Origin of the sequence: Leisingera thetidis, assembly GCF_025857195.1 — a bacterium.
GTDB classification, from domain to species: domain Bacteria; phylum Pseudomonadota; class Alphaproteobacteria; order Rhodobacterales; family Rhodobacteraceae; genus Leisingera; species Leisingera thetidis.
In genome coordinates, this window is record NZ_CP109791.1 from 109,784 (window position 1) to 121,780 (window position 11,997).

Annotated in this window: 10 protein-coding genes; 4 read left to right on the forward strand and 6 right to left on the reverse strand. The window is 66.3% G+C overall.

Going from position 1 to position 11,997, the window contains the following annotated elements:
• Positions 1-42: 42 nt before the first annotated feature.
• Positions 43-501, forward strand: coding sequence for an Lrp/AsnC family transcriptional regulator (locus OKQ63_RS24840; protein WP_264214575.1), 459 nt, complete (start codon positions 43-45; stop codon positions 499-501).
• 120 nt (positions 502-621) lie between these two features.
• Here the strand turns inward: OKQ63_RS24840 and lpdA are convergent, their stop codons facing one another.
• The 5 genes from lpdA to OKQ63_RS24865 all read right to left on the reverse strand — a co-directional run bounded on the left by lpdA (position 622) and on the right by OKQ63_RS24865 (position 6,589).
• A complete protein-coding gene (gene lpdA / locus OKQ63_RS24845) occupies positions 622-1,980 on the reverse strand; it encodes a dihydrolipoyl dehydrogenase (RefSeq protein WP_264214576.1) in 1,359 nt (452 codons plus the stop codon).
• Complete coding sequence (locus tag OKQ63_RS24850) at positions 1,981-3,252, reverse strand: dihydrolipoamide acetyltransferase family protein (protein WP_264214577.1); 1,272 nt, start codon at positions 3,250-3,252, stop codon at positions 1,981-1,983. It abuts the gene before it with no gap.
• Positions 3,253-3,255: 3 nt separating this feature from the next.
• Entirely contained in the window at positions 3,256-4,269 is a 1,014-nt protein-coding gene (locus OKQ63_RS24855) for an alpha-ketoacid dehydrogenase subunit beta (protein ID WP_264214578.1), read from the reverse strand.
• A 1-nt stretch (position 4,270) separates the two neighbouring features.
• Positions 4,271-5,506 (reverse strand): 3-methyl-2-oxobutanoate dehydrogenase (2-methylpropanoyl-transferring) subunit alpha, encoded by a 1,236-nt coding sequence (locus OKQ63_RS24860; protein ID WP_264214579.1) that lies wholly within the window; start codon positions 5,504-5,506, stop codon positions 4,271-4,273.
• A 381-nt stretch (positions 5,507-5,887) separates the two neighbouring features.
• Positions 5,888-6,589 carry a GntR family transcriptional regulator gene (locus tag OKQ63_RS24865; protein ID WP_264214580.1) on the reverse strand — a complete coding sequence of 234 codons (702 nt, stop codon included), beginning with the start codon at positions 6,587-6,589 and terminating at the stop codon, positions 5,888-5,890.
• A gap of 203 nt (positions 6,590-6,792) precedes the next feature.
• Here OKQ63_RS24865 and OKQ63_RS24870 point away from each other — a divergent pair, with 203 nt between their 5' ends.
• From OKQ63_RS24870 to OKQ63_RS24880, 3 genes are all read left to right on the forward strand, one after another.
• On the forward strand, positions 6,793-7,878 hold the full coding sequence (locus OKQ63_RS24870) for a TRAP transporter substrate-binding protein (protein ID WP_264214581.1): 1,086 nt from the start codon (positions 6,793-6,795) through the stop codon (positions 7,876-7,878).
• 65 nt (positions 7,879-7,943) lie between these two features.
• A complete protein-coding gene (locus OKQ63_RS24875) occupies positions 7,944-8,441 on the forward strand; it encodes a TRAP transporter small permease subunit (protein ID WP_264214582.1) in 498 nt (165 codons plus the stop codon).
• Positions 8,438-9,988 carry a TRAP transporter large permease gene (locus tag OKQ63_RS24880; RefSeq protein ID WP_264214583.1) on the forward strand — a complete coding sequence of 517 codons (1,551 nt, stop codon included), beginning with the start codon at positions 8,438-8,440 and terminating at the stop codon, positions 9,986-9,988. Before OKQ63_RS24875 ends, OKQ63_RS24880 begins: the two co-directional genes overlap by 4 nt.
• A gap of 102 nt (positions 9,989-10,090) precedes the next feature.
• Here OKQ63_RS24880 and OKQ63_RS24885 read toward each other — a convergent pair whose 3' ends face one another.
• Positions 10,091-11,407, reverse strand: a complete 1,317-nt coding sequence (locus tag OKQ63_RS24885) for a replication initiation protein (RefSeq protein WP_264214584.1) — start codon at positions 11,405-11,407, stop codon at positions 10,091-10,093.
• Positions 11,408-11,997 lie beyond the last annotated feature (590 nt).

Here is an 11,997-nt window from a genome sequence, read left to right on the forward strand (position 1 = left end):
CTGAGAGTATATTTTGGCAGAATATGCCAAAACGGGACGCCCATGGACAGCAAGGACAGACAGATCATCCGCGCCCTGCAGCGCGACGGGCGGATGACCAACCAGGATCTGGCCGAGGCGGTGAACCTGTCGCCCTCGCCCTGCCTGCGCCGGGTCCGCAACCTGGAGACCGCCGGGGTGATCCGCGGCTACAGCGCCGATGTGGACGCCGCCGCCTATGGCATGGCGATCACCGTCTTTGTGCGCATCCGGCTGGAGCGGCACAATGAAACCGACGTGCAGAGTTTCGAAGGAAGGGTGCGGCGGATGGACGAGGTGCTGGAGTGCCATGTGCTGACCGGGGCGATGGATTACCAGTTGCGGGTGCTGGTGCCGGACCTCGAGGCCTATGAAAGCTTCATCCGCAACCGCATTCACCCGATCGGCGGCATTGCCTCGATCGACACCAGTTTCGTTTACGGCACGGTCAAGCGGACGGCGGTATTCCCGCCGGTGTCCTGACCGCCATTCCCCGAACCGGGTTCCGGGCTCCCGTGGTTCCCTCCCGGAACATTTGACCGGCCTGATTGAACCCCCCGGCACGTGCCGGTCCGGGCAATACAATGGGCAGATCCGCAGCCCCTAGATATGCAGCGCCTGCCCCAGCGCCCTGAGGCACGCCTCCTGCAGGGCCTCCGACTGGGTCGGATGGGCATGGATGGTGGCGCCGATGTCCTCGAGGCAGGCGCCCATCTCGATCGCCAGCGCAAAGGCGGCGGACAATTCCGACACCCCTGCCCCGACCGCCTGCAGGCCCGCCACCGCATGGTCGCTCTGGCGCCAGACGACCCGGATGAAGCCGTCCTCGCGTTCCGCCGTCAGCGCACGCCCGTTGGCCTGCAACGGGAAAACCGTGGCCGCGGTGCCCGCAATCTCCCCCGGCAGGGCGCCGCAGGCCACCACTTCGGGGTCGGTGAAGCAGACCGCCGGAATTGCCCGCTTGTCCCACTGAACCGCATGGCCCGCGATATGCTCCGCAACCATTTCGCCCTGCGCCATGGCGCGGTGGGCCAGCATCGGCTCGCCGGTCACGTCGCCAATCGCATAGATGCCGCGCATCGAAGACTGGCAATGGCTGTCGGTTTTGACAAACGGCCCGTCCTGGGTCAGTGCCAGCTCCTCGATGCCGATCCCGGCGGTGCGGGGCCGGCGCCCGACGGTCACCAGCACCTTCTCCGCCGCCACTTCGCCCTGATCGGTCTGCAGCTTGCCGTTTTCATACCCCAATGCCCTGGTTGCGGTTTTCACCGCCACCCCCAGCGCCTTCAGCCGCGCCGCAACCGGGCGGGTCAGCTCCGCATCATAGAGCGGCAGGATACGGTCCTCCGCCTCAACCACCGTGACCCTGGCGCCCAGCTTGGCAAAGGCGGTGCCCAGCTCCAGCCCGATATAGCCGCCGCCAACCACCGCCAGACTCTCCGGCACCTGCGTCAGCGCCATCGCTTCGGTGGAGGACAGGATGGGGCCGCCGAACGGCAGCTCCGGCAGCTCCACCGGGGCAGAGCCGGAGGCAATGACGATGTGTTGCGCATGGATCACCTGGCCGTCGCCATTGCCGTTCACCGAGACCGTCTTGCCGTCCAGGAACCGGGCGCGCCCCTGCACGAACCGCACCCCCGCCTTTTTCATCAGCGCCGCAACCCCGCTGTTCAGGCGCTGCACGATGCCGTCTTTCCAGGCCAGGGTTTTGGCGAAATCAATTGCAGGCGCCCCGCAGCTGATCCCCAGCGCCCCCTGCGGCGCCTGTGCGATGCGGTGAAACTCCTCCGCCGCGTGGATCAGCGCCTTGGACGGGATGCAGCCGACGTTCAGGCAGGTGCCGCCCACCCTGCCCTCATCCACCACAATCGTGTCGATGCCCAGCTGGCCCGCGCGGATCGCACAGACATAGCCGCCGGGGCCAGCGCCGATGATCAGAAGCTTGCATTTCAGGTCAGACATTCAGCCCTCGACAAACAGCATCGCTGGAGTTTCCAGCAGGGATTTCAGTTTCTGCACAAAGACCGCGGCGTCCCAGCCGTCGACCACCCGGTGATCGAAGGAACAGGACAGGTTCATCATCTTGCGGGGCCGGAACTGCTGGCCGTCCCAGACCGGGCGGATCTGCATCTTGTTGACGCCGACAATGGCAACCTCCGGGTAATTCACGATCGGGGTGGTGGCGATGGCGCCCAAGGGCCCCAGCGAGGTGATGGTGATGGTGCCGCCGCTCAGCTCCTCCCGCTTGATCGAGCCGTCACGCGCCACTTCCGCCAGGCGCTGGATTTCCGCCGCATTGTCCCACAGGCTGCCCGCCTCGGCATGGTGCAGCACCGGCACCGTCAGCCCCTGCTCTGTCTGGGTGGCGATGCCCGCATGCACGCCGCCATGCCGGTGGATCACGCCGTCCTCATCATCGAACCGCGCGTTCAATCCGGGCTGCTCGCGCACCGCCTCGACAATGGCGCGCAGCAGGAATGGCAGCAGCGTCAGCTTGGGGCGCTGGCCTTTGTGCTTCTTGTTCAGCGCCGCGCGCAGATCCTCCAGCGCGCCCATCTCCACCTCTTCAACGATGGTGATATGCGGGATCTGCCGTTTCGCCAGCGCCATCTTCTCGGCGATCTTGCGGCGCATGCCGACAACCCGGATCTCCTCGACCCCGGTGTTGCGGCCGCGGGTCACGCCGCCCTGCCGGATGCCGCCCGAGGCGATCCAATTGTCCAGATCCTCATGGCTGATGCGCCCGGCCGGCCCGCTGCCGGGCACCTGCCGCAGGTTCACACCCTCGGCCCGCGCCCGCGCCCGCACCGACGGCGCGGCCAGCGGCTTGGCGCCTTCCGGCGGCGGCAGCCGATGCCCCGCTTTCTTCGCAGCAGGCGGCAGGGCAGGCTCTGGCACGGGCTCTGTCTCTGTGGCCGGCTCAGGCTCCGGTTCCGGCGCAGCCGCTGGCGCGCGTGGCTCCGCGCCGGGGTCCGCAGCAGCATTGCCCGCGCCCGCCACCTCCAACCGCACCAGCACGCCGCCCACCGGGATCATCGCGCCGATCTCGCCGCCCAGCTCCAGCACCTTGCCGTCAGCTGAGGACGGCACCTCGACCGCGGCCTTGTCGGTCATCACCGCGGCCAGGATGTCATCCTCCCGCACCACATCGCCCGGCTTCACATGCCATTCGATCAGCTCCGCCTCGGCAACGCCCTCCCCCACATCGGGCAGCCGGATTTCAAACACGCCCATGGATCAGTCCTCCATGACTTTTTTGAGCGCCTCGCCCACCCGGCCAGGCCCCGGGAAATACTCCCATTCCTGCGCATGCGGGTACGGCGTGTCCCAGCCGGTCACCCGGATCACCGGCGCCTCCAGATGGTAAAAGCAGTTTTCCTGCACCAGCGACATCAGCTCCGCCCCGAATCCGGAGGTACGGGTGGCCTCATGCACGATCACGCAGCGCCCGGTTTTCTGCACCGAGGCCACGATGGTCTCCAGATCCAGCGGCATCAGGCTGCGCAGATCGATCACCTCGGCATCCACCCCGGTCTCCTGCGCCGCGGCCTCGGCCACGAACACCATGGTGCCATAGGCCAGGACCGTCACCTCTGTGCCCTCGCGGCGGACCGCCGCCTTGCCCAGCGGCACAATCTCGTCCCCGTCCGGCACCTCGCCCAGCGGATGGGCCTTCCAGCTTTCGACCGGCTTGTCGTGATGGCCGTCAAACGGCCCGTTATAGAGCCGCTTGGGCTCGAAGAAGATCACCGGATCCGGGTCCGCGATGGCCGCCAGCAGCAGCCCCTTGGCATCGCGCGGATTGGAGGGCATCACCACCTTCAGCCCCGACACATGGGTAAACAGCGCCTCCGGGCTCTGGCTGTGGGTCTGGCCGCCGAAGATGCCGCCGCCGGTGGGCATGCGGATCACCAGCGGGCAGGTGAAATCGGCGTTCGAGCGGTGCCGCAGCCGGGCGGCTTCAGAGACGATCTGGTCATAGGCCGGATAGACATAATCCGCGAACTGGATCTCGATCACCGGCTTCAGCCCATAGGCCGCCATGCCGATGGCGGTGCCGACGATGCCGGATTCATTGATCGGCGCGTCAAAGCAGCGGGATTTGCCGTATTTCTCCTGCAACCCCGCAGTGCAGCGGAACACGCCGCCGAAAAACCCCACATCCTCGCCGAAAACAACCACCCTGTCGTCCGCCGCCATCGCCGCGTCATGCGCCTCGCGGATGGCTTCGATCATCGTCATCCGCGCCATCTCAGAACCCCGCCTCCTGCCGCTGCCGGATCAGATGCGGCGGCATGGTCTCATAGACGCCTTCGAACATGTCGCGCGGGCTGGGGACTTTGCCCGCCGTCAGCGTGCCGATTGCTTCCGCCTCCTTCTGGGCGGCCCTCACGGTGTCCAGCACCTCCGCCTCGGCCTGCTTGTGGCGCTCCTCGCTCCATTCGCCGATGGCGATCAGGTGCTTCTTCAGCCGCTCGACCGGGTCGCCCAGCGGCCAGGCCGCCGCCTCGCGCCGGGAGCGGTAGGCGGAAGGGTCGTCGCTGGTGGAATGGCCGCCGGCGCGGTAGGTCACATGCTCGATCAGCGTCGGCCCATGCCCGCGCCGCGCCCGCTCGCAGGCCCATTTCGCCACCGCATGCACCGCCAGATAATCATTGCCATCGACCCGCACCGAGGCGATGCCAAAGCCGTGGCCGCGGGCGGCAAAGGTCCCGACCCCGCCGCGGGCAATGCCCTGGAAGGTCGAGATGGCCCATTGGTTGTTGACGATGTTCAGCACCACCGGCGCGTTGTAGGTCGAGGCAAACACCATCGCCGCGTGGAAATCGCTTTCGGCGGTGGAGCCGTCGCCGATCCAGCCCGCCGCAATCCGTGTATCGCCGGAAATGGCCGAGGCCATGGCCCAGCCCACCGACTGCACGAACTGGGTGCCCAGATTGCCGGAGATGCTGAAAAACCCGTGCTCCTTGGAGGAATACATGATCGGCAGCTGGCGGCCGTGCAGCGGGTCCTCGGCGTTGGAATAGATCTGGTTCATCATCGTGACCAGCGGATAGCCGCGGGCGATCAGCAGCCCGGCCTGCCGGTAGGTCGGGAAGTTCATGTCGCCCGGCTCCATCGCGCGGCTGAAGGCGCAGCTGACCGCCTCCTCGCCCAGATGCTGCATGTAGAAACTGGTCTTGCCCTGCCGCTGCGCATTCAGCATCCGCGCATCAAAGGTGCGCAGCAGCAGCATGTGGCGCAGCCCTTCATGCAGCTCCTCGGTGCTCAGCGCCCCGGCCCAGTCGCCCACCGCCGCGCCATCCTTGTTCAGCACCCGCACGATGGAAAACGCCATGTCCCGGATCAGATCCGGGTCCGCATCCACCGGCGGCCGCGCCACCGCGCCCGCGCGGGGGATTTCAAAGTCGGAAAAATCCGGGGTCCGGCCGGGACGGCAGCCCGGCTCGGGAACATTCAGGGAGAGCGGTCCGGTGTCACTGGTCATACTGCACCTTTCTGGCTGCGGCAGCCCCGGACCCTGTCCGGCGGGCTGTTTTGCCGGTCGGGCGGTACGGATCCGCAACGCTGCGCCGCCTGCCCTGCCCCGTTTTTTTATCACATAGTCCGGTAACCAATGGTTACCACGGTTGCACAGCCGCGCCGCCGCGGCAACCTGCGCAAGTTCAGCCGGGTCTGACCCTGCCCCCCTGCCCCGCCAGTGCCCAGGCCGCCAGGACACCGGCAATGGGGCGCCGTGTGCCAGGATCCGGCAGCGATGCGGCACGGTGTGTCACTCTTGCGGGCCAAAAACCTCAAACAGAGGCTGTGTTGGCATGGCAGGCCTGTTCACGCCGGCCGGGTTGGATAGGCCGCAGCCTTCCGGTCATCAGCCCTGGGTGACCAATTGGTAGCCGGGGTGCGCAACCGCGCGCAGGCTGGTGATCGGGGCCTCGCCGATCCAGGTTGTGCGCTCCATGACAAACAGCGCATCCCCCACCGCGCTCTGCAGCACCTCGCTGTCGCTGCCGGTGCCCGGGCGCGCGTACAGGCGCAGATCGCAGCGGCTGTAGGGGCGGTGCCGGACCAGCCACTCATTGGCGCTTTCGCGGGTCAGGTCGACGGTTTCGATTTCCGGCACGGTTTCCAGGCAGATCCAGCGGTCTTCGAAAATATAGGGGCGGCTGTCGGCCAGATGCAGCGCCTCGACGCGCAGCATCGGGCGGGTCTCATGCAGGCCGAAATTGGCCATGATGGCCGCCGGGGCCGGCTGCACGCTCTGCCGGATCAGCTGGTAGCGGTAGACGCAGCCCTTCTGCTCGACCTCCAGCCGGGTGATCGGGATATTCAGCGTTGCCCGGGTCACCGGGTCGCGCCGCACCATCGTGCCGCCCTTGCGGCGCCGTTCCACCAGCCCGCCTTCGGCCAGGTCCCGCATGGCGCGGTGAACGGTGGAGCGGGCGCATCCGAACCGGGCGGCGAACTCCTCGTCGCGCGGCAGCTTGTCCCCCGGCCCGTAGGTCGAGTTCAGAATCATCTCCCGGATACTGTCCCGGATGGCAATCCAGGAATGCCGCCGCTTCTCCGTCAAAATTCATCCCCCAGACCACACGGGACAATGGCCGCCGCCGCTCCATATTTCATCTTGCGCCAAAAGGCGAACGTGAACCGCGCAACCGTGATTGACATTATTATGTAGCTACATATTAATGTAAAGCACCTACAAAACAAGGCTGAGTCTGCGCTGCCCGAATTCGCCCAACGCAGATGCCCGTCAGACGGAGGAATGGAGACATGGAAAGACGTGAGTTTCTGAAGGCCGGAGCGCTTGGCACCGCGGCGGCGGCGCTGGCCAGCCCCGCCATCGCCCAGGGCAAGATGCAGTGGAAGATGGTCACCGCCTGGCCCAAGAACCTGCCCGGACCGGGTGTGGCGGCGCAGATGCTGGCCGACCGGATCACCACCCTGTCGGGCGGCCGCATCGAGGTGAAGCTGTTCGCCGCGGGCGAGCTGGTGCCGGGCCGCGGCGTCTTCGACGCGGTCTCCGAAGGCACTGCCGAGCTGTACCACGCGGTGCCGGCCTACTGGGGCTCGAAATCCAAGGGCATCCTGCTGTTCGGCTCGCAGCCTTTCGGCCTGCGCGCGGACGAGCAGTTCGGCTGGCTGTACCACGGCGGCGGCCAGGCCTTGTATGACGAGATGTACGGCCGCTTCGGCATCAAGCCGTTCCTGTGCGGCAATTCCGGCCCGCAGTGGGGCGGCTGGTTCAAGACCGAGATCAACTCCGCCGAGGATCTGAAGGGGATGAAGTTCCGCACCACCGGGCTGGCTTCGGAAATGGCGTCGAAACTGGGCATGGCGGCCGAGGCCACCAGCGGCCCGGCGATGTTCCAGGGGCTGCAGACCGGGGCGCTGGACGCGGGCGAATTCATCGGCCCCTGGACCGACAGCGCGCTGGGATATTACCAGGTGGCCAAGAACTACTACTGGCCGGGCGTGGGCGAGCCGTCCTCGGCCGAGGAATGCGGCGTCAATGCCGCCGTGTTCGCGGAGCTGCCGGAAGACCTGCAGCAGGTGGTGGCGATGGCCTGCGAGAGCCTCTACAACCCGGTGTGGACCGAATACACCACCAAGCACGCGCTGGCGCTGAAAACGATGGTGGACGAGCATGGCGTGCAGGTGAAGATGTTCCCCGAGGACGTCATCGCCGCCATGGGCGCCGCCGCCAAGGAGGTGCTCGCCGAGCTGCAGGAAGACGAGGACGAACTGGTCCGCCGCATCACCGAAAGCTTCATCGCCTACCGCGACAGCGTCGGCGGCTACATGACCTATGCCGACAACGGCCAGATGAACGCCCGCGCCTCGGTGATGGGCTACTGATCTGAACAACACCTGCCGGCGCCCGGGAAGACCGGGCGCCGGCTTTTTGATGGGGAGAGAGCAGCATGTTACGGGTTGCCGATGCGCTGGACGGGATCAACCGCGGGCTGGCGCATGTGATACGCTGGCTGGCACTGATCATGGTGCTGGCACAATTTGCAATTGTGGTCGGGCGCTATGTGTTCGGGGTGAATTCCATCGCCGCGCAGGAAAGTGTTCTGTACATGCACGCCACCCTGTTCATGCTGGCCGCCGGCTACACGCTGCTGGTGGACAAGCATGTGCGCGTGGATGTCTTCTTTGCCAGTCTCAGCCCGCGGAGCCAGCGCCGCATCGACATCTTCGGCCACCTGGTGCTGCTGCTGCCCGCGATGGCCGCCCTGCTCTACTGGTCCTGGCCCTCGGTGCGCAATTCCTGGGCCATCTTCGAAGGCCCGATCGCCGTCGGAGGCCTTGAGGCCGTGTTCCTGCTGAAATCGCTGATCCCCGCCTTCTGCGTGCTGGTGATGCTGCAATCCGTTTCCCTGCTGATCCGCCTGTTTTCGGAGCGAGCCCCCCAATGACCGAATATCTCGACCTGATCATGTTCGCGGCCCTGATGGCCGCGATCCTCATGGGGTTTCCGGTGGCCTTCTCGATCGCGGGCATCGCCATCCTGTTTGCCTATCTCGGCTGGGCTCTGGGGGTGATGGACATCACCCTGCTGGGGGCACTCGGCCAGCGCGCCTTCGGCCTCCTGAGCAACCAGGTGCTGATCGCCATTCCGCTGTTCGTGCTGATGGGGGCGATCCTGGAGAAAAGCCGCATCGCCGAAGAGCTTCTGGACACCATGGGGCGGCTGTTCGGCCAGCTCAAGGGCGGCCTGGGCATCTCGGTGGTGCTGGTGGGGGCGCTGCTGGCGGCCTCCACCGGCATTGTCGGCGCCACGGTTGTGGCGATGGGCATGATCGCCCTGCCCGCGATGCTGCGGGCGGGCTATGACCCGCGGGTGGCCTCGGGCATCGTCTGCACCGCCGGCACGCTGGGCCAGATCATCCCGCCTTCGACGCTGCTGATCATTCTCGCCGACGTGATGTCAAACGCCTATCAGCAGGCCCAGTACGAGCAGGGCAAATTCTCGGTCGAGGCCTTGTCGGTGGGCCAGTTCTTTGCCGCCGCGCTGATCCCCGGGCTGGTGCTGGTGGTGCTGTATCTGCTGTACATCCTGGTCCGCGGCGTCCTGCGCCCGCAGGACATGCCCTCGGCTCCGGCCGGGATGGCGCGGCCCAGCCGCGGCCAGGTGGTGCGCGCGGTGGTGCCGCCGATCCTGCTGATCTTTGCGGTGCTCGGCGCCATTCTCGGCGGCATCGCCACCCCGACCGAGGCCGCCTCGGTGGGCGGCATCGGCGCGCTGCTGATGGCAGGCGTGCGCGCAGGCGGCCCGGCCCGGCTGATCCTGCTGGGCGCGGCGGCGCTGATCCTGCTCGGCATCCTGTCCGGCCTGCATCCGGTCCGCCTGCAGCGCGGCGACCTCAGCAGCAGCGACTTTGCCGCAGGGCTGTTCTATGCGCTGCTGGCAGCGGCCGGCGCCATTGCCATCGCGGCGGCGCTGCGCAGCGGCCTGAAGCAGCGGATCCTGCATGAGGCGGTGACCTCGACCATGACGATGACGGCGATGATCTTTGCCACCATCCTGGCCGCGGGCATGTTCTCGCTGGTGTTCATCGGCCTCGGCGGCGAGGAGCGGGTCGCCCATATCCTCGGCAACATGCCGGGCGGGCCGACCGGCGCGCTGATCTTCTGCATGCTGTTCATCTTCGTGCTGGGCTTCTTCCTCGACTTCGTCGAGATCTCGGTCATCGTGCTGCCGCTGGTGACGCCGGCGCTGATCCTGATGGGCCATGATCCGGTCTGGCTCGGCATCCTGATCGCTATCAACCTGCAGACCAGCTTCCTGACGCCGCCGTTCGGCTTTTCGCTGTTCTACCTGCGCGGCGCCGCCCCCGCCGAGGTCACCACCCGCCACATCTACCAGGGCGTGGTGCCGTTCATCGGCCTGCAGGCGCTGGGGGTGCTGCTGGTCTGGCTGATCCCCGGTCTGGCAACCTGGCTGCCCGCAGCCATCTTCTGACCCCGGCCGCCGGTTTCCGCCCGGCTCCGGACGTGCCGCAAAACACGCAGGGGGCCGCCGCGGAACCGGGCGGGCCCCTGCCCCGCTGCGGTCCCCATGCGCCTATCCAGGCCGCCGCGCGGCACCGCCGCTGCCCTGCCCGGCAAGCTCGTCGAACGCGCCCGGGATCAGCTCCTCCCAGAACGCCGTCATCTCGCCCGCCAGCAGCGCCGCGCTCCAGCCGCGGCGGCGGAATTCCTCGCGGTCGATCTCATCCTCCAGACGGCTCAGGAACAGCCGCTTGTCGGCATCGCGCTGGGTCGGCGACCGGCCCGCCGCCAGGTCCCGGATCCGCTCCAGCCGCTGCGCCCGCAACGCCCGCTCCCGCGCCTTGACGGCCTCCTCGGCCGCGGTCCGGCGCGCCGCGTCCGCCTCCGCCGCCTTGCGCGCCTCTGCCGCCGCCAGCACCTCGGGCGGAACCTCCTTCACCGCCTCGGCGGGAGCATCCTTGTAATCATCCCGCAGCGCCGCGCTCAGATAGCGCACCGGGCTGTCCACCCCCTTGCGCCCCTTCAGATAGCCGACCTTCTCGGCCACGTAATCCTCGCCATGCTCGGCAATCCACTGGCGCGCCAGCCGGTCGCTGACCCCCAGCTCCATCAGCTGGGTGTAAACCGCGCCCTGCCGCACCCCGGCGCCGTCGTCGATATCCAGCATCGCCAGCTGCGGGTTTTCCTTGATCAGGAACCGCACCTCCGCCACCTGCCGCCCCATTTTCTTGAACTCCGGCGTCAGCAGGATGTTCGACGTCTTGTTCACCTCCGCCACCGCCGGCTTGATGATCTTGGCGTTCAAGTGCTTGAAACTCTCGTAATAGGCACTGCCCTCAACCCCCATCAGGCGGCGGAACAGGGCAATGTCCCACCAGCCCGTAGAGCCGGTGCGCACAAACCGGTAGCAGTTCTCGTACAGCGCCAGCGCATGGCCGCTGGTGAACCGGCGCTGGATGTTCAGGTTGATCAGCGCAAACACCTTGGGATCGTGCAGCTTCTCCGCCAGCGCCGGGCTGTAGGCGTATTCGCACACCCCGCCCTGCAGCTTGGCATAGGACAGCAGCGAGCTGACGCCCCATTCCTGCTTGCCGTTCTCGTCCAGCATGTCCCATTCCGCCACCGTCTCCGCCAGGCTGCGCAGCGACTGCTTCAGGGTTTCCATGTCGTTGGAGTTGTAGCCCACCATCATGCACAGCGTCTGCGCATCGATCTGGTGCTTGGGCTTCGAGATCAGCGCGTCATAGGCATTCAGCAGCAGCACATTGGACAGCTTGCGCTGCAGCAGCGTCAGCTTGCCCGACACATGGATCGCGGCCACGTTCTTCTTCACCGACTGGCGCCGCAGCGGCCCGGTCAGCTTGCTGTGCGGGATATCGTCTGAACCCATCGCCCTGCCCTCTTTCCCCTGGCGGCTTGATGCTCTTGCGGGGATTCTGCTCTGGAGAGACTATGGCGCAAAAGGAACCCGCGCTCAATCCCGGCTTGGGGACCCGTTTACAGGAGACCGCCATCCCGGAAACGGGTACCTCAAGCGCCAGAACCCGCGCCAAGGCCGCAAATCGGCCTCGATACTCCCGGTTTGAAGGCTGAAAAGGCGCCGAAACGCCCCGTTTTGCCGCGCTTGAACCGCAGGTGCCTGTCTTCCCGCGAATCGGGCCCCTTGCTCCCGCAGACGGGTACCCATGGTCCTGCAAACGGGTTCCCTTGCGCCTGTTTCCGGGTACTCAAATACACTTAACTAATTGATTTATAATTACTTATATGACCCAAAGATTCTAAACTGAATCAAAGATTCACAACATTTCAATCTGTTTGTGCCATACTGGATTCGGGGAGAAAGACTCATATAACACACCGGATCAGGGCGGCTCCGGTCAAAGCGTGCGCTGCGATTATATGATTCACTCTCAAACCAGGATGTGCGACAAATGCAGTGATAACACCCGAAAAGGGCGATTTTACTGAGGCACATGAGAC

Excerpts from the sequence above, each read along its gene's own strand:
- OKQ63_RS24885 (WP_264214584.1), bottom strand. The coding sequence starts at position 11,407 with ATGGGTTCAGACGATATCCCGCACAGCAAGCTGACCGGGCCGCTGCGG.
- OKQ63_RS24880 (WP_264214583.1), top strand. The coding sequence starts at position 8,438 with ATGACCGAATATCTCGACCTGATCATGTTCGCGGCCCTGATGGCCGCG.
- OKQ63_RS24860 (WP_264214579.1), bottom strand. The coding sequence starts at position 5,506 with ATGACCAGTGACACCGGACCGCTCTCCCTGAATGTTCCCGAGCCGGGC.
- lpdA (WP_264214576.1), bottom strand. The coding sequence starts at position 1,980 with ATGTCTGACCTGAAATGCAAGCTTCTGATCATCGGCGCTGGCCCCGGC.
- OKQ63_RS24850 (WP_264214577.1), bottom strand. The coding sequence starts at position 3,252 with ATGGGCGTGTTTGAAATCCGGCTGCCCGATGTGGGGGAGGGCGTTGCC.
- OKQ63_RS24840 (WP_264214575.1), top strand. The coding sequence starts at position 43 with ATGGACAGCAAGGACAGACAGATCATCCGCGCCCTGCAGCGCGACGGG.
- OKQ63_RS24875 (WP_264214582.1), top strand. The coding sequence starts at position 7,944 with ATGTTACGGGTTGCCGATGCGCTGGACGGGATCAACCGCGGGCTGGCG.
- OKQ63_RS24855 (WP_264214578.1), bottom strand. The coding sequence starts at position 4,269 with ATGGCGCGGATGACGATGATCGAAGCCATCCGCGAGGCGCATGACGCG.
- OKQ63_RS24870 (WP_264214581.1), top strand. The coding sequence starts at position 6,793 with ATGGAAAGACGTGAGTTTCTGAAGGCCGGAGCGCTTGGCACCGCGGCG.